A 25,565-nucleotide genomic window follows, 5' to 3' on the forward strand; every position below is an offset into this window, starting at 1 on the left:
CCGAAGTTGGTTTATAGAAAGAGCGATAAGCTCATGTTGAAACTGACGAGATAAAAATATCTCTTGTTTGATTTTGCGAACAAAATCATTTTACTCACTCGTTGTTCAGTTTTCAAAGATCAAACATTCTTTTCTCGTTGATTCAGTTTGTCGCCTCATCAACTCTTATATCATATCATGTCCGAACCAACTTTGCAAGCATTTTTTAGAATCTTTTTTTGAAACACTCGCTCGCAATATCGTATTTCTTGGCCGGAATTAGAGTATACCATTCTGCATATTTAAATGCAACCCTTTTTAATGAATAGTTTTTACTATCTTTATTGTTGTAATTTTACCCTGTGTACACTGTACTTTTGCCAAATGGACTTAGTTATCCGCATCCAAGAACGACGTGATATCCATTCAATGATCAAGAATACGCGGGTTGCTCATTACAACTCAAGTGCATATTCTGTTTTTTTCTTTAATATTGATGATTTGACAAAGAAAGGATGGGTAAAAAGATAAGGAGCTAGCCACAAACCATACTGTAGCAGCTATTGTTTCACGCAACTTTAGGTAATGATTAATTATAGCTGTATAGAGGAGTAGATTTTCTAATGAAGCAACGAAGGCAAACATGGACGAGAATTGTGTTTCTTATCATCTCTTGCTTATTGCTTTTCGTGATCTCCGGATTTGTGTATGAGTGGATTGCATCCAAGAAGGATAAATCACAATACCCACCTCCGGGGGAATTGGTCGATGCCGGGGGCTATCGACTTCATATTCGTAAACTCGGTAACGGTTCTCCAACAATATTGCTTGAATCAGGGAGCGGGGAAAGTAGCCTCTCCTGGAGAGATATTCCCGAAAAGCTGTCATCATTCGCCACCGTTGTATCCTATGATCGGGCAGGCTATGCATGGAGCGAGGAGGCAAATACACCACGCACCGGGGAAAACATCGTTCGAGAGCTTCATACTGCTCTAAAGAATGCGGACATCCGACCTCCTTATATCCTTGTAGGTCATTCCCTCGGGGGGATGTACTCAAGACTGTACGCGCAGACGTACAGAGACGAAGTGGCAGGATTGGTTCTGGTGGATGCCAGGCCTGAGAATGACGCCCGACGGACAAATAAGATCTATGCCAAGGAACGGCCTAAGGCCAATCCCTCCCCGTTAATATCCATTCTCCTAGAAAAATCAGGGGCTTTTCGCCTGTTCCCCAATTTTATGCTGACGGGTCGGGTCGAATATCAAGATAGAAAATCTTTTGTGAATATTGTCGCTTCTTCTAAATACTTTCGGTCTGTTGCAGAGGAGGGTGACCTAGCGAGCACTACCGAAGATGCCATACGGGGACAACATCTGGGTAATCTCCCTGTACGTGTAATTGCTCGGGGCATTCAACAAGATTTGACTCAGTTCGGTATTAGTAAACGCGGAAATAATCAGATTGAACAAAGCTGGCAAATCGGACAGCGCGAGATGCTTAACATCTCTACAAACAGCAAATTAATTGTTGCCAAGAAAAGCGAGCATATGATCATCCATGATCAACCGGATCTTGTCATCCAAGTCATCCGTGAACTCATCACCAACACCAGTCACTTTCAGTCAACCACGTCTAAAGCATACACAGATGATTAGGGAGTTTATATGTTAAGGACAGCTTAAAAAAACAAAAGACGCCCGAGTTCCTTCTATAATAAAGGAATCCGGGCGTCTTTGCTGCCTAACACTTATTATGCTTGATTGAGCTTAGGACAAAATGGGCTTGTTATTAGATGAAGCCTCTGTGACCTTGCCAAGTATCTGTCTCAGTACTTTAGCATTTTCCCCAATAAAACCGGAATCAAGCAGCACATCATGCGTTCCGATGACTTCGTATTCTTTGTATTGACCAAGTGTCGCCTGTTGCCATAACAATTTATCTAATGATGTATCTGGACCAATACTATCATCCTCTGCAATCAGAGCATGGATATTCGCATGAACTTCACCTGCGTTAATAAGCTCATCGCGGTAGGTGGAGTACACCAACATTTTGTCCATGACTCGCTCCCTGTCCACTGGATCGGCGAGGAATGCTTTGTACTGGTCCCTAATGCTGTCCAGTACCGTCTCGACAATCTCTTCGAGCTCCTCTGGTGTCGATTCATCCTTGGACATCTTTCTCATAGCATCTACCATAATAATGTCGCTAACATGGTGACCTCGGCTTTCCATGGCTTTAGCTACCTCGAAGGCGAGATTTCCTCCAAGTGAGTATCCTAGGAATACATATGGGCCCTCTGCTTGAATATCCACAATGGCATCAATGTATCGATCCAGCATATCTTGACCCTGGTACCGATCGCCGATAAATTCCATTCCGTACACCTCGCAAAACCCTTCCAGCTCCTTGGCCATCTCATAGTACCCCAGAGAGTGGCCTACCCGTGGAGGGAAGCAAAACACTTTAATTGTTCCTTTTCCTGGGAAGCGGATAATTTCCATTTCTTGTTCGTCGGCAGCATTCGTTGCCTGCAGCTTGAAAATTTCATGCGCCATTTCTTCCACAGTCGGCAGATTAAACACGGCCTGGAGTGGGAGATGGACGCCCATACTGGACGAGATCCTTTGGATCAAGCCCAATACTTTCAGGGAATGGCCCCCAAGTTCGAAGAAATGATCCCTGATCCCGATTTCCTGTACGCCGAGCACCTCAGACCAAATCTGAGCGAGCTCTACTTCTGTCTGCGTACGCGGCGCGATATACTCCGCTGTGCTCCGCAGAAGTGTTTCCGGTGCCGGTAGCGCTTTGCGATCCAATTTGCCATTCGGATTCAGTGGCATTTGTGCCAGCTGTACGAAGGCAGACGGAATCATGTAGCTTGGCAGCTCGCTGGCCAGTGCCTCGCGTAGTACGCCCGCTGCGAGCCCTTCCTCGGCCACAAAGTATGCACAAAGCTGAGTACTTCCGCTGGAGTCAGCCAGTGCTAGAACAACCGCTTCTTGTACCGACGGCACCTTCAGAATTTGTGCTTCCACTTCTCCCAACTCAATGCGGTAACCGCGGATTTTTACCTGGTGATCGATCCGTCCCAAATACTCAATATTCCCGTCTGGCAACCACCGGGCCAAATCGCCTGTTCGGTAAATCCGTGCTCCCGGTTTGTACGGATGAGGAATGAACTTCTCTGCCGTCAGTTCAGGCTGATTGAAGTACCCCCTTGCTACCCCTTCGCCTGCAATACACAGTTCTCCTGGTACACCTACTGGTGATACCTGAGAGGCGCCGTCTATCATCCATACTTGGACGTTAGCGTACGGTTTGCCGATAGGCACATGCGTTAGAGCTGCGGCCTCAGGACTCGTTGTATATCGAGTCGCATATACAGCTGCTTCCGTAGGACCGTAGATGTTTTCCAGTACTGCGTAAGGAGATACTTTATAATACTCTTCCACAAGTTTGGCAGGCAGCGTCTCGCCGCAGGCAAACAGATACTTCAGAGTAAGGAATCCTTGGGTACTGCTTTCTTTCAAATACTGGACGAGCACACTGAGCATCGAAGGCACCAAATTGAGATGCGTGATACGGTTCGTATCCACGGCCTCTAGCAATGCCGTCGGGTCTTTGTCCACGCCTTGTGGCAGGATCACGAGAGTCCCTTGTCCAAAGAACCAGCAGAACAGCTCCGGCACGGAGAAGTCAAAGGTGAATGTCGTTTTGAGCAGGAAACGGTCGCCTGCCAACATCGGATATTCAGCTTCCAACTGACTCAGCGTATGGACGGCAGCGCGATGCTCAATCATTACCCCTTTCGGCTTGCCGGTTGAACCTGACGTGTAAATGATATACGCCAGATGCTCCGGCCCCGCAATTGGCTCCAGTTTCGAGCTATCCGCATGATACGCCTGCGGATCATCAAGTGCCAGGATCGTGCCAGTGAACGGAAAACGATCTTTGAGATGGTTCTTCGTCAGCAGAAGCTTCGCTCCCGAATCCTCCAGCATGTGGCGAATACGATCTTCTGGGAACTCCGGATCAATCGGTACATAGGCCCCGCCAGCTTTTAGAATGGCATGAATACCAATGATCATCTCAAGCGAGCGCTCGACCATGATGCCGACTGGTTGGTCCGGTCTGACCCCTTGGGCACGCAGCGTACGTGCGAGACGGTTCGCCTGCTGATCGAGTTCTCCATAGGTAAGCTCCGTTTCAACGTAAATAAGTGCTGTACGATCCGGTGTGAGCGCTGCTTTTTCCTCAAATATACCGTGAAGGGTCTGCTCACGCGGATAAGGAGCTGCTGTATCGCCCCACACCTCTATAATCTGCGATTTCTCTTCTGGCGTGATCAACTCCAGCTCATCAATACGGATGGTAGGTTGAACAGCAACGCTTGTCAGAATTCTCGTCAAGTGTCCTTGAATGCGTTCCACGCTCTCCCGATCATAGACGCGGGCATTGTAACGGTACAAGAACTCCAGATTACGGCCCGGCAGCACAATGAGGTTAAAATCATAATTCGTCTGTTCAAACATCTGAACATCCGTAATTCTGTATTCAGCCTCTTCACTGGAAATTTTCTCTTCCAGATGCTCTTCTACCGGGTAATTTTCGAACACCATAATATGAGAAATCAAATCTTGCTTTTGTTCGCTCTGTGCTTGAATCTCATAGAGCGGATAGGAATCATATGCATGTCCTGCCAAATATAATTCCTGCTGTCTTTTCATCACATGGGAGAACGAATCGCTTCCCTCGGCCTGAACCCGAACCGGAACTGTATTGATGAAGAGACCGATCATACTTTCAATACCCGGAATCTCGGCAGGTCTCCCCGATACTACACTTCCGAAGACGATATCCTGGCTTCTATTGTAGCGCTGCAACACGATTCCCCAGGCTGCTTGCATCAATGTATTCATCGTCACCTGATGCTGTTTGGCCACCTGTTCCAGGCGATCGGTCAATTCCGCATCCAACGTGAATACCAGCTTCTCCGACACATAGGCTTCTGCTTTTGCTGATGGCTGTGTGATGGCTTGTGGCAACCTCGTCTGCTGCTCGTAGCCTTCCAGGTACCCTCTCCAGTAAGAGGATGCCTCTTCCTCACCTTGCTTCTCCAACCATTGAATGTACTGGCTGTACGATGCTGCTGCAGGAAGCTCAGGTTCCCTTTGCTCACGTAGAGCTCCGTATGTTTCAAACACTTCCTGGAGCACAAGCGGCATACACCAGCCATCCAAAATGATGTGATGAGAGCTCCACAACAGATGGTAATGCTCTTTTGCAGTACGTAGGATAGCAACTCGCAGCAAGGCTTCATTCGCAAGATCAAAACCTCTCGCTTTGTCTTGGGCAACATAAGCTGCAAGACGCGCTTCTATTTCAGCGGATTCCAGCTCGTGCAGATCCTCGTATACGAAGTCACACGCTCTTTCTTTGAACACAATCTGTATAGGGAAATCGCCCCATCCGGCATGGAAATTCGTTCTCAATATGGCATGCCGTTTCATCAGATATTTTAAGCTACGTTTGAAATCCTCAGGATAGAATGCTCCCTGAATTTCAAATTTGGCCTGCTCAAAGTAGACTTCCGAATGAGGCTCCAGCAAGCTGTGGAACAACATTCCTTTTTGCATCGGCGTCAGTTTATACATATTTTCAATACTGCCGATATGCCGTGTCTGCTCTTCTATCTCCTCGATTTTTTCCAAGCTGATATCTTTGAGGAGTACATCGCTTGGTGTAAGTTCTGTTCTTTCCTTACTTACGCAATGTCCAATGACTTCGCTGAGACGGTTCTTCAGAATGCCAACAAACTTAGTCACGGACTCCCCGTCGAGCTGATGACGGTTATAGCTGACCGAAAGTTGAAGCTGTCCTTCGGCAATCAGTCCATTAATGTTCAATGCCTGATGCTGCACCATCTGCTCACTGACCTCAGGTCCTACTGAGTAAGACGATACTTCCATGACCCCCTCTGCAAGATCCTGGTCGAACTGTCCCAAGTAGTTGAAGGTAATCTCAGGTTCAGTCGAGAAGGAGGAGACATCGGAACCGTCGCTTAAATATTTCAAAATACCATATCCGACACCTTTGTTCGGGATACGACGCAAGCCTTCCTTGACGTGCTTGATTCTGGCGCCGATCTCCAATTCCCCTCCCATCTCAAGGGCGACAGGGTATTGACTTGTAAACCAGCCTATTGTGCGAGTAATATCCAGTTCCGGCACAACAGGCTCCCGTCCATGTCCCTCCAGAAGGATGCCTACACGTTCGATTCCCGTCCACTCGTGAACAGCCATACCCAGAGCCGTCAGGAGCAGATCGTTGACCTCCGTATTGTAAGTGCGGTTCGCTTCTTTCAGGAACTGCTCTGTCTCTTCTGGTGACCATTTCACCGTGACAGCCTCACTGTCTTTGATGAGAAGAGCGCCGTCTACCTTGTCTTTGGGAAGAGGGACAAAGCCATCTCCCTCTACCTCTGCCCAATAGCTGCGTTCTTGTTCAGCCGCCAGACTATTCGCAAATTGTGTGATTCCCTCAACCCATGCACGGTACGAATCCGTCTTCTGTGGAAGCTTGACCGCTTCTCCACGTGCTGCCTGCTCGTAGCCATCCTGCAGGTCCTCAAAGAGAATACGCCAGGATACGCCATCCACAGCCAGATGATGAATAACGATCAACAGATGTTCGCCTTCCGCACAGCGGAACAGACCCAGTCTAAAGAGAGGTCCATCCTCCAGAGAGATGCTGCGCTGAATGGCTTCCGCACCTGCTTCTATTGCTGAAGCCGGGTCTGTCTCATCCCGCAAATCGTGGATCTGGAGGCTATAGAGCTCACCCTCACCCATGCTCCGGTTCCAGGCCTCCAATCCCTGCTCACCTTGGCGGAACACCAGTCGTAAAGCATCATGATGCTCTGCAATTTTCCGAACAACCTCGGCGAGCGCATCGGTATTGAAGCCATCCCGTCGGTACAACATGACCGACTGATTAAAGTGATGCAGATCCATCGACTGTTCATCGAAAAATCTGTGCTGAGCAGGTCCCAGTCTTACCGCTCCGTGTATCTCGCTTTGGTCCGCAATTCGGCTGACCACACTAACGCGCTGTGCCAGCTCTGCAATTGTCGGATAACCGAACAAATCCTTCATTTCAAGCTTATAGCCTGCTTGAAGAAGCCTTGAGGATACTTGAATGGATTTGATCGAGTCACCTCCAAGCTCAAAGAAATTATCATGAATGCCGACAAGCGGCACGCCGAGTACACCCTGCCAGATTGAAGCTAAAATGTTCTCCACATCCGTGCGCGGAGCGGTAAAGTCTGCTCCCGCCTTGATGCCCGAGTTCGGTTCAGGCAGTGCCTTGCGATCCAGCTTACCATTCGGTGTCAGAGGCATCACGTCCAGTTGGACAAAGTAAGACGGAATCATATATGCAGGCAGTCCAGCAGACAGTTCGTCTCTCAGCTCGCTGACAGACATTTCGCGATTAGCTACGAAGTAAGCACACAGCGATTTCTGCCCATGAGCATCTGCCCACGCAACAACGAGAGCTTCCTCGACAAGTGGAATGTCCAGCAGCTTGGCCTCAATCTCACCAAGCTCAATACGATAGCCCCGTATTTTAACTTGGTGGTCAATGCGTCCAATGTACTCAATGTCTCCATTAGGAAGGCGACGAGCCAAATCCCCAGTGCGATACATATTTCCTTCCGCAGCGAATGGATTTCTAATGAATTTATCTGCGGTAAGCTCAGGACGGTTCAGATATCCACGGGCTACCCCGTCCCCGGCGATGTACATTTCGCCCTCCACGCCTAACGGTACGAGACGAAGCTGATCATCCAGGATATGAATGTATATATTGTCTGACGGCAAACCAATCGGTACGGATTCACGTATATCCTTCGCAGGATCGTACAGGTGAATCATGCAACCGACGACGGTTTCGGTTGGACCGTATTCATTGTAGATTTTGATATTGCCACCAAAGAGGTCGGTAATCGTTTTTGACAAATGTGTGGTCAGATTCTCTCCACCTACAATGAGCTGCTGAATGCGACTTTCTGCTGGAATGGTCATATCTTTAATCAGACTGAGATGCGTCGGCGTCAGCTTGAGAATATCCACCGCATTTTCGCGCAAAATATGCTGAACAACCTCCGCCTTATCTATGCCATCATAAATCCGTACTATTCCTCCGTTAATTAATGGAGTAAAGATCGATGTCATCGTCAAGTCAAAGGAAATGGATGAATACAACGGGAAATCCGTTGGTTTTCCAGCACAATAGACCTTATTGGCCCACCAGATGTAGTTCACGATCCCTTTGTGGTTAATCATGGTTCCCTTCGGATTTCCGGTTGTACCCGAGGTATAGATTAAGTACACCAGATCGTTTCCTCCAACAGGAATATTGGGATTATCCACCTCGGTTCCGTAAATGTGCGGGGAATCCAATTCCATAACCGTCCCCTCAAATGAGGCTAACTCCGTCAGGTGGCTCTGTGTGAGCAGAATTTCAGCGCCAGAATCCTTCAGAATATACTGAATCCGCTCCTGCGGATATTCAGGATCAATAGGTACATAGGCTCCACCCGCTTTGAGCACACCCATGATGGCGACAAGCAGCTCTACAGACCGATCTGCCAACAGGCCTACCACTTGTTCACTCCGTAGTCCTTGGTCTATCAAGGTAGAAGCTAGTCTGTTCGCCTGCTCGTTCAGCTCCCGATACGTAATCTGAGTGTCCCCATTTACAGCCGCAATCTTATCCGGCGTACGGACAACCTGTTCTTCAAACAAGGTATGCAGACCCTGATCACTTGGATAGGTATGTGCCTTGCCGCCCCAGTCAAGCAGGTTCATCCGTTCCTCGGATGTTACAATCTCCAGTTCCTGTATCGTCGCCTGCGGACGAACAGCCACCTGATCGAGCATCTGCAACAAGTGTCCTCCGATACGTGCAATGCTTTCTTGCTCGTAAACCGAAGCATTATAGCGAATGCAGACCTTGATGTCTTCGCCTGGAATCACAACCAGGTTAAAGTCATAGTTGGTTTGTTCAAACATGGTGAAGTTGGCAACTTCGAGATTGTCCTCCGTTTGGTTACCCGATTGCTCCACCTGCTCGTCGAGCGGGTAATTTTCAAAGATCATAATATGAGAAATCAGGTCCTGCTTTTGGGTTGTTTTCCCCTGAATCTCATACAGTGGATAGGTGTCGTAGGCACGACCAGCCAATGACTGTGCCTGTGTACGTTTCATCACTTCGACAAAGGCTTCGTCTTTGGATGACTGTACACGGATAGGTACTGTATTGATGAACAGACCCACCATATTTTCGATCCCTGCAATCTCAGCGGGTCTACCCGACACAACGCCGCCGAAAACGACATCCGAGCTGGCATTATAACGTTGAAGAATCAGTCCCCAAGCTGTCTGCATGAGTGTATTGACGGTTACGTGATTGCGCTTCGCGACAACATCCATTTTACCTGTCAAAGATGCACCCAGATGGAGAACATGCTCTTTTAGAACATAGCCCGCTTCTTTTGCTTGAGATTTCGTTTTACCTTCCGGCAATACGGTGTTCCCGTCATAATCTTCAAGATATTGGCTCCAATATGTTGAAGCTTCTTGATCATCCTGTGCATCAAGCCACTCGATATAACGGCTATAGGGCTGAGCTGGCGGTAGGACAGGCTGTACTTGCTGTTTCTTGGCAGAATAATAATCGAACAGCTCCTGTGTAATGATCGGGATACACCAGCCATCCATGACAATATGGTGGAAGCTCCACAATACAAGACAGCTTTGATCCTTCTGCAAGACGGTCACCCGCATCAGCGGATCTTCTGACAAGCTGAACCCCTTAACCATATCTTCAGCAATATAAGCCTTGATTCGGGCTTCTTGTTCCTGCATAGATGCGTCGCGCAAATCTACGTAGTGCAGAGGGATTAACCGTTGCTTAAAGGCAACTTGCAGCGGTACATCAGCAATGTTGTTGTAAAATCCGGTACGTAGTATGGCATGTCGCTGCACCAAAGCCTGGAAGCTCTCGAAGAAGATATCTACATCGAAGCTACCACGCAGCTCAAACGTTGCCTGTTCGAAGTATGAAGAGGAGTCCGGCTCCAGCAGGCTGTGAAACAGCATTCCCTTCTGCATTGGCGTCAGCTTGTACACATCCTCAATCTCTCCGATGTGAGCCGTCTGCGCCGTGAGTCGATCAAGCTGCTCCAATGTTAATCCTTGAAACAGAACATCACTTGGTGTAAGCTGTGAACGCTCCTGAGCCACACAATGACGGATGACCTCACTAAGGCTTGACTGTAATAATTCAGCAAAATGACTCACCGTCTCGTTACGATACTGCCTGCTGCTGTACGTAATCGTCAGTGATAGCTGGCCTTCAGCAATCATGCCATTCACATCCAGAGCATATTGCTGTGGTGTGAGGTCGCTGAGCGCCTTACCAACTGAATGTGTGGATAGGCTAAGGGCATTACCCTCCAGATCCTGATCAAACTGCCCAAGATAATTGAAGGAAATTTCCGGCTCCACGCCAAATCCGACACTTTTCTCCGGTGCCATATACTTCAGAAGACCGTAACCGATTCCTTTGTGCGGAACCTCTCGCAAATTCTCCTTGATGCGCTTGATGCGCGCAGATACTTCCTGTCCGCCTTGCAGGTTCAGCAGAACCGGATACTGGGTTGTGAACCAACCCACGGTACGGGTAATATCCAGGTCTGGTACGATCATTTCCCGTCCATGCCCTTCAAGATTGACCAAAATCTGCTCCATGCCTGTCCAGCGCTGAATGGCTGCCCCCAGAGCAGTCAAGAGCAAGTCGTTCGTCTCCGTATGATACGCCCGGTTCGCTTGCCGCAACAGCAGGTCTGTTTCCTGCGCAGACCACGTTACCGTAACCGATTCAGTATCCCGAATGGTGCCTGGCTTCTGATCCTCATCCTTCGGCAGTGGGGCCAAAATCGCCTCCTCGATTAGCTGCCAGTATGCACGCTCCTTGTCCAGAGCAGGCCCTGCTGCATACTTCGTCGCTTGCTCAGACCATACAAGATACGAATCGGTCTTTTGTGGAAGGACGATTGCTTGTCCATTCAATGCCTGCTCGTACCCCGCTGCAATGTCCTCAAACAGGATGCGCCAGGATACGCCGTCAACCAAGAGGTGATGAATGACAATCAACAAATGATCGCCATCGTCACAATGGAACAGGCCTAGCTTGAACAGTGGGCCACCTTCCAAGTCAAAGCTTGCCTGAATGGCATCGGCTTGGGCCTGAACCACAGCTGTCTGGTCTTCCGCCTGCCGCACATCGGCAATGTCCAATGTGTAGAGCTCGCCTTCGTCCGTTCCCCGATTCCAAGCTGCATACCCAGCTTCTGTAGACCGGAAAACCATACGCAGCGCATCATGATGGATCGCAATTTGGTCCATTGTCAACCGGAGTGCAGCTTCATCAAAGCCGTCTTTCCGATAGAGCATGACGGCATGATTATAATGGTGCGGCTCCGCTGTATGGCGTTCAAAGAACCAACGCTGAATGGGCATTAACTCTGCTGCACCTTTAATTTCGCCCTGTTCCGCTGTACGTCCGGCTGCCTGAAGATACGGGCTTAGCTCGGCAATTGTCGGATATTTGAAGAGATCCTTCATCTCTAATTTATATCCGGCTTGGAACAATCTCGAGGACACTTGGATCGCCTTGATGGAATCACCACCCAGATCAAAGAAATGATCATGGATGCCGACCCGCTGCGCTCCCAGCACACCTTGCCATACGGAAGCCAAGGCTTCCTCAGTCTTCGTCCTTGGCGGTTCATAAACCGCTCCAGTCTGCACATTGGCCTCTGGAGCCGGAAGCGCTTTGCGATCCAGCTTGCCATTTGGCGTCAAAGGCATCTGTTCCAATTGCATAAAGTAAGATGGAATCATATAAGTCGGCAGTTCGGCAGCCAAGGCTTTTCTCAACTCGCCTACCGTCAGCATCTGATCGGCAGTGAAATAGCCGACAAGCACTTTTTGTCCACTTCCATCCTCTCGGGCGAGCACAACGGCCTCCCTTACAGACGGAGCATGGAGCAGCTTCGCTTCCACTTCGCCCAGCTCGATACGGTAACCACGGATTTTTACCTGATGGTCAATCCGTCCCAAATACTCCATGCTGCCATCCGGCAACCAGCGTGCCAAGTCACCCGAGCGGTACATGCGCTCGCCCGCTTCAAACGGATGAGCGACAAACTTCTCTTCCGTCAATTCCGGTCGGTTCAGATAACCTCGCGCCAGACCTACGCCCGCCACATAGAGTTCACCTGGAATGCCAATCGGCTGTGGACGGCATTGTTCATCCAAAATGTACGCTCGCAGCGTCGGAATCGTGGTGCCGATATTGCTGCGGCCCTGTTCAATTTCCAACTCTGTGATTTCCTTGTAGGTTACATGCACGGTCGTTTCGGTAATGCCGTACATGTTAATGAGCTGCACTTGCGGATACTTCGTTCTCCAGTCCTTGAGTAGGGCCGGGGCTAATGCCTCTCCACCGAAGATAATCATACGGAGGGTCAGTTCTGCCGCTTGATGACCGAGCTCTTCCTGTAGCAACTGGTAGAAGTACGTCGGTGTCTGGTTCAAAACGGTGACCTTCTGATCCTTAAGCAATTGCAAGAAACGATCTGGACTCTTCGCGGTAAGCGATGGAACGATGACCAACCGTCCTCCGTTCAGCAATGCTCCGTACATTTCCCATACAGAGAAGTCAAAACAGAATGAATGGAACAGTGTCCACGTATCCTGAGGACCAAAGTCAAACATATTTTTATCATTAAAGAGCAAGCGAACTACATTTTTATGCTCAATCAGTGTTCCCTTTGGCTTGCCTGTCGTACCCGATGTGTAGATGACGTAGGCAAGATGCTCCGGTCCGGCTGCAGGCTGCAGGTTTGAGACATCCTCCTTGTAGGAAGCCGTTTTGTCCAGACTTACGATATCCCCGGCGAAGGAGACACGTTGCTCCAGACGCGCTTGTGTCAGCAGTAGCTTGGCTCCCGAATCCTCAAGCATAAAGCGAATGCGGTCCTCTGGATATTCAGGGTCTACAGGGACATAGGCCCCGCCTGCCTTCAAGATGGCTAAAATTCCGACCACCATTTCAAGGGAACGATCCGCCATAATTCCAGCCAAACCGTCTGGTTGCAAACCACGTTCCCTCAGCGTTCGGGCAAGTCCATTGGCCTGCTCGTTCAGCTCGCTGTAGGACAGGGTTGCATCTTCACATACGACTGCCACTGCATTCGGAGTACGTGCGGCCTGCTCCTCGAACAGCGCATGGATCGTCTTGTCACGAGGATAATCTGCCTTGGCTTCGTCCGGCGCTTTCATCAGCCTTGATTTTTCCTGAGGTGTTACGATATCAAGGGATGACAACGGCAGTGCCGGATTGGCGATGGCTTCCCGAATAAGCTGTACAAAGTGGCCTGCCATCCGCTCAGCAGTCTCTTGCTTGTAGATCGCAGTCGCATACTCAAGCGTACAGTTCAATGCCCCGTCTGCTTCACTCACGGTCAGCGTGAGATCGAACTTGGCAGCCGGATGTACATTATCGTAAGGAGTGAAGCGCAATCCTTCTATTTCTTGTTCTCCCTGCTCAATATTTTGCAGGACAAACATGGTATCAAATAGCGGGTTACGGCTCAAATCACGCTGAAGCTCCAGCTTTTCTACCAGCTCCTCGAACGGGTAATCCTGGTTTTCATAGGCCCGCAGCGCTGTTTCCTTCACTTCCTGCAGATAAGCCTCGAAAGGCTTCTCTCCTTCTGGATAAGTACGAAGTGCCACTGTGCCGACGAACATACCGATGAGGCCTTCGAGTGTCGCATGAGATCTTCCTGCCACAGGTGAACCGACGATGACATCTTCCTGACCTGTGTACTTGTGCAAGAGCGCTGTATAGGCTGCCAGCAGTACCATGAACAGAGTGGAACCCGTTCGGGTAGCCAACTCCTGAAGTGAAGCACTCAGAGAAGAATCAATTTGGAAGTCGATTCGATCGCCCGCAAAGCTTCGCACCGCAGGACGAACTTCATCTCCTGGCAAATCCAGCACTGGCAAGCTTCCACGGAAAGCATCCAGCCAGTAAGCTTCCTGGGCCTTAAGACGCTCGCCTCCGAGCTGCTCTTGCTGCCATACAGCATAGTCTGTGTACTGGATCTGTAGCTCAGGAAATACGTCCTCCTCTTGGTAGAAGCGGAGAAACTCTTCTATGAGAATATTCATAGAAACCCCATCTGAGACAATATGGTGCATGTCAAACAATAGCAAATGGCGCTCATGTGCAATTCGAATAAGGCCGACCCGCAGCAATGGAGCTACACCTAAATCAAAAGGACGGACGAACTGCTGAAGGGTAGCTCCTGCCTCTTCCTCGCTCAACTCCGCATATTCCACAGTAAACGGAACATCCGTCAGGAGCTGCTGTACAGGTTCACCGTTCACAGTCACAAAACGAGTTCGCAGCGAACCATGACGATGAATTAGACGACGGAATGCCTGCTCTAGCCGTTCCCGATCCAAAGCTCCCTCAACGGTAAGGATACCCGGCATATTGTAGCTCAGCTCTCCACCTTCCAGCTGACTTAGAATAAACAGTCGTTTTTGGGCCGAGGACAATGGATAATGCTCTCTCGCTCCGGCTGTAGGTATTTCTTCGAAATTCAGCGGTGTATAGCCCTCAATGGCACGAGCCAATCCTTCAATAGTAGGAGACTCGAACACTGCTCTCAGACTAATCTCGCGATTCATTTCCTTGCGAATTCGTGAGACTAGCAGAGCTGCACGCAGTGAATGACCTCCAAAATGGAAGAAATTATCCTTCACTCCCGCGCTCTCTACACCCAGCACCTCTCGCCAGATTTCGGCTAATTGAATTTCCACAGGTGTCCTCGGAGCCTCAGATGAAGCCGCTGCCCATCCACGCTCGCCCTGCAGCGCTTTTCGGTCGATTTTTCCGTTCGACGTCAGAGGCATGTCCTCCAGTTGTATGAAGCGGGAAGGGATCATATATCCAGGTAACATCTCCGACAGAACAGCCCGAAGTTCGGATACCTCAAGTTTCTGAGCGGCTACGAAGTAAGCGACTAGATCTTTGTAGCCGTCATCGCCCTCTACAGCCATGGCTACGACTTCCTGAACGGACGGCACTCTGAGCATTTGTGCTTCTACCTCGCCCAGCTCGATACGGTAGCCGCGGATTTTGACTTGGTGATCTATTCGACCTAAGTACTCGATGGTTCCATTCGGTAACCAGCGAACCAGGTCCCCCGTCCGATACATACGCTCTCCTGGAGCAAATGGATTGTCCACGAACTTCTCATCCATTAACTCAGGTCGATTATGATACCCCCGTGCTAACCCGATACTCGAAATGCATAGCTCTCCAGCTACACCGACAGGTTGCAATCTAAAATGGTCATCCAAGATGTACACACTATGGTTAGCAATAGGTCGTCCAATAGATACAATATCCGTTGCTTCCTCACTGTCCGGGACAGACCAGATTGTGGTGCATACAGAGTCCTCTGTTGGGCCATAGCCATTAGAGTAACGTACATGCTTCCTCCATTCTTCGATCAACTCGACCGATGCGGCCGATCCAGCGGTTAGCAGGCACCGCAGTGTTGGCAAACGCTCTGGATCAAGGTGGATAGCGTAAGCGGGTGGCAAAGTCGCTACCGTAATCCCCTTATCGTTCATGAACTGCTCGAACAGGGCATGATCTAAAATATCTTGTGTAGAAGGGATGCACAGAACAGCCCCGTGGCTCAGCGCCGTTAAAATTTCCGAAACCGATGCATCAAACGACAGACTTGCAAACTGAACGATCCGATCCTGCGGTGTAACTTCGAAGTGTGTTCCGTATACGTCCGAAAGATTTGGTAGTCCCCGATGCTCGATTAATACGCCCTTAGGCTGACCCGTCGTACCTGAAGTGTAGATCACATAAGCCAGATCATCCGGGCTAGCAGTAGCCTCCAAATTCGAGGTGTCGGCATCATAGGTCGATGATTCATCCAGCAGCAAAACATTTTCCGTCCATCCGAGATGCTCCAAAAGATGGGCCTGTGTAAGGATCAGCTTCGCCCCGGAATCTTCAAGCATGTAACTGATTCGTTCTTTCGGATACTCTGGATCGATTGGAACATAGGCACCCCCGGCTTTCATAATGCCGTAGATCCCAACGATCATTTCGAGCGACCGTTCAGCAATCAGTCCCACCAGATCTCCCGTCTTGATTCCCTGAGTACGGAGCTTTCTCGCCAGTCCGTTGGCTTTTGCATTGAGCTCGGCATAGGTTAGCATCTCATCCTCGAACCAAAGGGCAGTCGCATCCGGCGTTCGTCCCGCCTGTTCCTCCAACAGCCCGTGGAACGTGTTACAGTGCTCGTAAATGCCTTTTGTATTTCCCCATACGTTCAGAATCTGTTCTCTCTCCTGCGGCGTGACTAATTCTAGTGCATCCACGGAAATGGCAGGGTTCTCTACAATTTGTTCCATGAGGTGAACCAGATGGCCCTTGATTTGCTCAATTGTCACTGGGTCATAAACAAGTGCATTGTACTGGAACAGCAATCTCATTTCTTCGCCAGGGAGGACAATTAAATTAAAATCATAATTCGTTTGCTCAAGAAGCTCCGCTTCCTCAATCTCAAAGGCAGCCTCGCCACCACCCAGACGCTCTACCTCCTCCTCCACAGGATAGTTCTCAAACACCATAATGTGGGAGATTAGATCCTGCTTCTGATCCGTCTGAGCCTGAATCTCAAACAACGGGTAGGTGTCATACATATGAGAAGCCATATATTGTTCCTGCTGCTGCTTCATCAGAACTGTGAAGGGGAGATTCTCCTCTGTCTTCACACGAACGGGAATCGTATTGATGAACAAACCGATCATCCGATCAATGCCCGGAATTTCTGCTGGTCTGCCTGATACTACACTTCCGTACACGACATCTCGGCTACCGTTATAGCGTTGAAGCGCAATGCCCCAGAGGGACTGCAGCAATATATTCATCGTGACATGAGCATCCCTGGCCACCTTTTCAAGGCACCCAGTCAATTCCCTGCTGAGAGGATAATTCAGCTTTTCTGCTATATAGCCTTCTCCCTTACTTGCTCCACCGACTTGAGGTAAAAGCGTCTGCTGTTCGTAACCGGCCAGATATCGACTCCAATAGTTGGACGCAGCTGCTTCATCCTGCTGTTCGAGCCATTCGATATATCGACTGTACGGATGAACCTCTGCCAACTGCGGCTCTCTTCCTTCCAGGAGGGCAAAATAGTGTTCAAATACCTCCTGTGTAATTAACGGAACACACCAACCATCCATGACGATGTGGTGAAAACTCCATAAGAGACGGAAGCTCTCTTCATCTGTTTGTAAAATGGATACACGGAGAAGCTCGTCTTCAGCTAGGTTGAAGCCCAGTGCTTTGTCCTTAGCACCAAATGTCTTCAGGTAAGCTTCGCGCTGCGATGCATTCATCTCCCGCAGGTCTTCGTACACCAATTTAGCGCCTCTGTGCCGAAATACAACCTGCAAAGGCTCGCTGCCCCATCCGCTGTAAAAGTTCGTGCGCAGGATAGCATGACGCTCCACTACTGCATCCAGACTGTGCCCGAAGGCGATCGGATCAAAGCTACCCTTAAAATCAAAGGCGGCCTGCTCAAAATAAGCACCTGTATGCGGTTCAAACATATCATGGAACAGCATGCCCTTCTGCATCGGCGTCAGACTATATACATTCTCAATATCGCCTATGTGGCTGGTCTGCTTAGAAAGCTCCTCCAGATCGGCAATGCTCAGACCCTTCGCAAGCACGTCGCTTGGTGTCAATACGGTTTTTTCTTGGGTTACGCAATGCTGGAGAAGTTCCCGCAGGCTTTCTTCAATATATCCAGCGAGCTGTTCCATCGTAGATGACTTATACTGTTTTCCGTTATAAGTAATCGTCAGAGTCAGGGCTCCGTCCGTCACCATGCCATTGATATCTAGCGTATAGGCCGGTTCCTCCAACAAGCTTTGCGCGCTTCCGGTCGGATAAGGAGAAATCTGCAACGAGCTTCCTTGCAAATCCTGATCAAATTGCCCCAGATAGTTAAAAGAAATTTCAGGCTGCAAGCTGAAGCTGCCTTCATCCAACTGACTTGCCATCGTTTTGAGCAACCCGTAGCCAATACCTTTGTTCGGAATTCGGCGCAGCCCTTCTTTCACAGACTTGATCAAGGAGGCCACTTCCGGGTTATTCCCCAAGTCTAAAATCACCGGATATTGACTTGTAAACCAGCCTACGGTACGGGTGATGTCGATATTCGGTATAATCGGCTCACGACCGTGTCCTTCCAGATTCACAGCAACCTTTCCGATGCCAGACCATTTGGATACCGCCATGCCCAGAGCAGTCAATAGCAGATCATTCGTCTCTGTTTGATAAGCACGATGGGCTTTTCCCAACAATTGGTCGGTTTCTTCTAGAGTCCATTGTGCTGTTACTACTTTGCTATCCTGTAAAAGAAGGCTTTCCACAGCCTCATCCTTCGGCAACTGTTCGAGTGGCTGATCCTCCAGCTCTCTCCAATACGCCCGATGAGTCGCCATTTCTGGACCTTCCGAATAATGAGCAAGGGCGTCTCCCCAGTCACGGAAGGAATCCGTCTTCTGCGGGAATGTCAGTGCTTGTCCTTGAATTACCTGCTCATAACCTGCTGCAATATCCTCGAACAAAATCCGCCAGGATACTCCGTCCACCACCAAATGGTGGATCACGATCAGAAGGTGGTCTCCATCCTGACAATGGAAAAGTCCTAACTTCAGCAGCGGACCTTCTGTCAGATTGATACTGCGCTGAATGTCATCCGACAGCGATGTAATGGCTGCAGTCGGATCGGATTCATTCCGTAAATCAGCGGTGAACAGGCTATAAAGCTCTCCTTCTTCAAGATCACGATTCCAAGCTTCGTAGCCATGCTCTGTCTGACGGAAAACCATGCGAAGGGCGTCATGATGCTCAGCGAGTTTTCTTAGCACCTGATGCAAGGCCTTTTCCTCAAATCCCTGTTCACGATACAACATAACCGATTGATTGAAGTGATGAGGCTCTGCCTGCTTCCGTCCAAAGAACCACTGTTGGACTGGAGTCAAGCGAGTCGTTCCACGCACAACTCCCTGTTCAGCCATATGCACAGCCGTTTGAATTTCCGCGCCTAGCTCGGCAATGGTTGGCGATTTGAACAGCTGCTTCATCTCTAACCGATAGCCGGCCTGCAGTAACCGTGACGACACCTGAATAGCTTTTATGGAGTCTCCACCCAATTCAAAGAAATTGTCATGGATACCCACCTGTTCGGCACCCAGTACCCCTTGCCAGACAGATGCCAAAGCTTCCTCAGCCGGTGTACGAGGAGCTGTATACTTCCGTCCTGTATGCGCGCCTACTTGAGGAGCCGGCAGAGACCTGCGGTCCACTTTTCCGTTTGACGTTAATGGCATACGATCCATCTGGATAAAGTAGGATGGAATCATATAGCCTGGAAGTACCTGCGATAGGGAAAGGCGTACTTCGCCTGCCGTGAGCGTACGATCCGCCACATAATAAGCGCAAAGCTGCTTCTCGCCAAGCTCATCCGCGCGAACGACCACTACGGCGTCGATTACTGACTCCACCTTGGCCAGTTGGGCCTCGATTTCAGGGAGTTCGATGCGGTAACCACGTATTTTGACCTGCTCATCAATTCTTCCTTTAAACTCCAAATTCCCATCTGGAAGCCAGCGTACCAAATCCCCAGTTCTGTAGCAGGGTTCTCCGTCCTTAACAGGACTAGGAACAAATTTCTCTGCTGTGAGATCAGGACGATTGAGATATCCGCGCGCTACACCTTCACCGCCGACAATGAGTTCACCCCAAGCACCAATAGGCTGTAATTGCAGCGATCCATTGACCACATAAGCGGTAGAATTATTAATTGGGCGGCCAATCGGCACGACCCCTTCGGCACGACCCAGAATCTTGTAGGTGGTGGAGAAGGTCGTATTCTCTGTCGGACCATAGCCATTGATAGGGACAAGATCAGGATTAGCCTCGATTACACGGTTCATATGAGATATGGACAGTACGTCTCCGCCGACCAGCAATGTTTTTAGCCCTTTGAACAGGTACTCATCCTGCAGGGAAAGCTGATTGAAAAGCGGTGAAGTGAGCCACATTGTTGTAATCCCGTACTTGGTAATGGCCGCTTTGAGCCTATCGGCAATCAGGATATCGTCGTTCTCCACGAAATAGAGCTGCCCACCGTTGAGCAACGCTCCCCATATTTCGAATGTAGAAGCATCAAAGGCCACGGCTCCTGTTTGCAAAATTCGTGTGGATTCATTCAGCTCCACATAGTTGGTCTCTTTGACTAGACGGACTACGTTCCGATGTTCAACCATAACGCCCTTTGGTCTACCCGTCGTACCCGATGTATAGATGACATAAGCAAGCCCCTGCGATCCCTGAGCAGTCTCCGGCTGGGCAGGTTCAGCTGCATAGGCCTCTTCACTGCTAAGATCGACAATCGGTAAACCGTAGTCTACACTTATAAGCTCGCTCTTTTGCACCAATAATAGCTTGGCGTCGGAATCATTAAGCATATAACGAACCCGATCTTCCGGGTAATCAGGATCAATCGGCACATAGGCTCCACCCGCTTGAAGCACCGCGAGCATACCAATGACCATCTCGATGCTTCGTCCGCCCATCACGGCCACAGGCTGCTCCCTCAACGTTCCCAAACGACGCAGTGTTTGGGCCAGTCGGCTCGCCTTGTCTTGCAATTCAAGGTACGTTAGCTGGACATCGCCGAATACAAGCGCCGTCTGCTCTGGTGTACGCTTGACTTGTTCTACGAACAGCTCATGAATGGTCTTGTCCCTTGGATAAGGAGCCGATGTCGCGTTAAATACTTCAACGATCTGTACTTTCTCCTCCGGTGTGATCATTTCTATCTCGGCCAGTTGCAACTGAGGATTAGCCGAGACTGCATGCAGAACCCGGAGCAAGTGCGTTGCAAGTCGCTCTACGGTTTCACGCCGATATAAAGCCGTACTATACTCGAGGCCAAAGGCTAATTTTGCCCCCTTCTCCTCTACATTGAGGGACAGGTCAAATTTGGCTGTGACGGTGTCCATCAAGTAAGGAGTAAAGTGCACTCCGTCCATTTCCTGCTCTTCCTGCTCGGTATTTTGTAATACCAATAAGGTGTCAAAGAGCGGATTGCGGCTGACATCACGTCCTACGCCCAGCTTTTCGACCAATTTTTCAAAAGGGTAATCCTGATGCTCAAACGCCTTGAGCGCCGTTTCCTTGATTTCCAGAAGATAATCCTGAAAGGTTTTATCTCCTGCCGGGTAGCTGCGCAAGGCCAGTGTGTTGACAAACATCCCGATGATGCCCTCAAGCTCAGCCTGCGGTCTTCCGGCTACTGGAGAACCTACGACGATGTCCTCCTGTCCTGTGTACTTGTGCAGTAGTACCGAATAAGCGGCCAGCAATACCATATACAGTGTAGTACCTGTACGGGATGCAAGCTCTTGTATCGCCTTATTGCCAGGCTCATCCAATGTAAAATCAATTCGGCTACCCTCGAAGCTCCGAACTGAAGGTCGTTGGAAGTCTGTAGGCAAATCCAATACCGGCAACTCTCCTTCAAAGGATTGCAGCCAATATTTCTCAAGATCTTGCCATTGGTTCTCTGACTGTTCCCGTTGCCATACGGCATAATCCTTGTACTGGATGTGCAGCTCTGGTAGCTGTTCTCCTTGATACAAATGAGTAAGTTCCTCTATCAATATTTGAATAGAAACCCCATCTGAAATGATGTGATGCATATCAAACAGCAACAGATGACGCTCCTCCCGGAGCTTCACCAAGCTAACACGCAGTAATGGAGCCTGGCTCAGATCAAAGGCACGAATAAAGTTGTGAATGAGCGTATCCGTCTCCTCCACCGAAGCCTCTGTGTAGTCCAACGCGAACGGCACATTCCTATGCACACGCTGAACAAGTTCTCCATCCTGCATATAAAAGCCGGTTCTCAGGGATTCATGACGCTGGATCAGTGCCTGGAACGCAGACTCCAGCCGCGTGCGATCCAACGGTCCATCCACTGTGAAGACCCCTGGCATATTGTAGCTGAGCTCTCCCCCGTCCATCTGTCTCAGCACGTATAACCGCTTTTGCGCTGAGGACACTGGGTAAGCTTCGCTTTCCGTTGCCTGTGGGATGGATTCGTACATGGTCGGAATGTGTTTCTTCACAAGTTGCGCCAAGGATTCGACCGTAGGTGACTGAAACACCTCACGCAGCGAAATGCTACATCCCAACTCTTTGTGAATCCGTGAAACGAGCACTGTTGCCCGCAAAGAGTGACCACCAATTTCAAAGAAATTATCTCTGACACCGACACGAGCAACGCCCAAGATATCCTGCCAGATGAGTACCATCTGAGCTTCCACAGCAGTTCTCGGAGCCAAATAAGCCTCGCCGGATTGTACGCTGCTTTCAGGAGCCGGCAACGCACGGCGATCCAGTTTGCCATTTGGTGTAAGCGGCATTTGCTCCAGCCGGACAAAATAAGAAGGAATCATGTAAGCAGGGAGTTCCGCAGCCAGCTGAGACCGCAATTCCCCCGGCGAAAGATCACTGGAGGCTACATAGTAGGCGCACAGCAATTTTTGGCCCTGTTCGTCTTCCCGTGCGAGGACAATCGTTTCTCGTACGCTTGGAGCCTTGAGAATTTGGGCTTCTACCTCGCCAAGCTCAATTCGGTAGCCGCGAATTTTGACCTGATGGTCGATCCGCCCCAAATATTCAATATTGCCATCAGGCAACCAACGAGCAAGATCCCCAGTTCGGTACAGCCGCTCTCCCGCCCGATACGGATGCTCAACGAATTTCTCAGACGTCAAATCCGGCCGATTCAAATACCCACGGGCAAGACCGTCCCCCGCAATGTATAGCTCTCCTGGAACCCCAACAGGTTGCAGGCGTCTTTGCTCATCGAGAATGTAAGCGCTAAGTGTGGGGATCGTTCTGCCAATATTGCTTTTCCCCGCTTCAATCTCATGTTCCGTGATTTCCTTATAGGTGACATGGACCGTTGTTTCCGTAATTCCGTACATATTAATCAGCTGCACATCAGGATACTTGACCCGCCAGTTTCTCAGAAGAGATGGACTTAAGGCCTCTCCACCAAAAATGATTTTTCTAAGGCCAAGCTCTGTCGAAGAGTGCGTTAACTCTTCCTGTAGCACCTGATAAAAATACGTCGGCGTCTGATTCAAAATGGTGACTTGGTTGTCTTTCAACAACTCCAGGAAAGCTGCTGGGCTCTTGGCTGTGAGAGATGGAACAATCACCAATTTCCCTCCATAAAGAAGCGCTCCGTACATCTCCCAAACGGAGAAATCGAAGCAGAATGAATGGAACAGCGTCCACGTATCCTGAGAGTTGAAGTCAAATAAATTTTTATCGTTAAAGAGCAGTCGAACTACGTTTTTGTGTTCAATCAGCGTGCCCTTCGGCTTGCCGGTCGTACCCGACGTGTAGATAACATAGGCCAGATGGCTTGGTCCCGAAATACTCTCCAGATTGGAAGCATCTCCTGTATACGTTGCAGCTTCGTCCAGACTCACAAGCTTTCCGTCAAAAGCGGTGCTCTCCCATAGATGACTTTGGGTGAGCAACAGACGGACACCTGAATCCTCCAGCATATAATGGATACGCTCTTCGGGATAATCGGGGTCAATTGGTACATAGGCACCACCTGCTTTCAAAATGGCCAACATCCCGATGACCATCTCCAAGGAACGGTCAGCCATAATCCCTACGAGCGTATCTGCTCCTACTCCCTCGGAGCGCAAATATCTCGCAAGCTGGTTAGCCTGCTCGTTTAGAGCTTGGTATGTAATGCTCTGCTCGTCCATCTGAACGGCTACGTGATCTGGCGTGCGCTCGGCTTGTTCCTCGAATAAGCCATGAATGGTCTTCTCACGTGGATAATCGACTGCGGCGCCTTCCGAAAGAGCCAAAATGGACTGCTCTTCTGGTTCACCCAATAAGTTTACCTCTGCAATAGAAAGCTGAGGTGAATGAATGATCTGCTCGGCGATCGTAAGCAACTGGGAAACCATGTCCTTAACTTCACTGCGTTCAAACAGCTCTGTCCGATAATCGACATCCAGTACCAGTTCGCCTTCATCCAGAATCTCCACGATATGAAGCACGAAATCGTTCACTTCATCCCCGCAGAAATCATAATCTGTCAAAATACGCACATCATCCAAATCAACCCAATTGATAAGACGATATTCCATGGAAACGCCAAAAAGCCGCTGAATATCCTTGTTCCCATGCATTTCTCTAAGATCCTGAATTAACTGATTGTATGGATATTTCTGATGCCGCAGGACTGACATCTGATCTCTGGCTACATCCTGCAGGAAGCTCAACACATCTATATCCTTTTTGACGTATGTTCTGGCAGCAGCGGTGCTGACGAACATACCTATCTTTTGCTTCTCTTTTTTGTTCCCTCGGTTAGCGAACGAAGTTCCAATCACCACATCCGGCTGATTCGTCATTTTGTGTATGTAGATATACATCGCACCCATGAAGAACTGGAACAAAGAAATTCTGTTCTGTTGGCAAAATGCTTGCAGCTCGTGATATAGCACTTCTGGTACGGTAAAATGCTCCCGAACGGCGTGGGTGCTTAAAGATAACGGATTATATGACTTCCAACCCGTAAGCTCAGGCAAATCAGAAAATTTATCCAGCCAGTAAGCCTTATCCTTTTGGTATCTGTCAGAAAGTTCGTATGCATTCTCATCTGCAATATATTGAATATACGAGCAATCGTCGCCCAGCTCCGGTTCATTTCCTTGAATTAACTCCATATAAAATGCTGTCAGCTGATTGCCATAGACCACCATTGATATTCCGTCAGAAATAATATGGTGCATCTTGATATTAATCCAATACTCTTCCTCGCTAATCTTCACAATTAAAAACTGGAAGAGCTCAGAATCGAGCAGGGGCAAGGGGTTTCTTTTGTGTTGCTCAAGTAAGGCTTCCACCTCAGATACACTTTCATAGTGACTAAGATCCAGGCACTCCAACTGTCTCTCTTCATAAGGAACAACGTACTGCTGAGGCACTCCATCCACTGAGGTAATACGGATGCGGAACGCATCATACTGTTTGATAATCAAATTAATGGACTGCATAAAGGCAGCAATATTGATATGCCCTTTCATCTTAGCTGTACCGGAAAGCTGTGACACTGACGTATCTGGGTAGAGTAATTCGGTATACCATATACGCTTCTGCGCATTTGTTAAATCATATAACTGCATGTCATTCATCTCATTCACTCCTATTCCATGATGTGAATATCCTCCCGCTGCACCTGGCAGTCAGGAGGACAAAAGGACAGTTTAACGTGCGCTTCCACC

2 protein-coding genes are annotated in these 25,565 nt (G+C 49.3%); one reads left to right on the forward strand and one right to left on the reverse strand.

Going from position 1 to position 25,565, the window contains the following annotated elements; genetic code table 11:
• The first annotated feature begins 602 nt into the window (after window positions 1–602).
• A complete protein-coding gene (locus tag NLX74_RS22790; RefSeq protein WP_235306864.1) occupies window positions 603–1,637 on the forward strand; it encodes an alpha/beta fold hydrolase in 1,035 nt (344 codons plus the stop codon).
• Window positions 1,638–1,748: 111 nt separating this feature from the next.
• Here NLX74_RS22790 and NLX74_RS22795 read toward each other — a convergent pair whose 3' ends face one another.
• Window positions 1,749–25,475, reverse strand: coding sequence for a non-ribosomal peptide synthase/polyketide synthase (locus tag NLX74_RS22795; protein WP_254330442.1), 23,727 nt, complete (start codon window positions 25,473–25,475; stop codon window positions 1,749–1,751).
• Between the last annotated feature and the right edge of the window lie 90 nt (window positions 25,476–25,565).

The organism is Paenibacillus sp. MZ03-122A, from assembly GCF_024213325.1.
GTDB lineage: Bacteria > Bacillota > Bacilli > Paenibacillales > Paenibacillaceae > Paenibacillus > Paenibacillus polymyxa_B.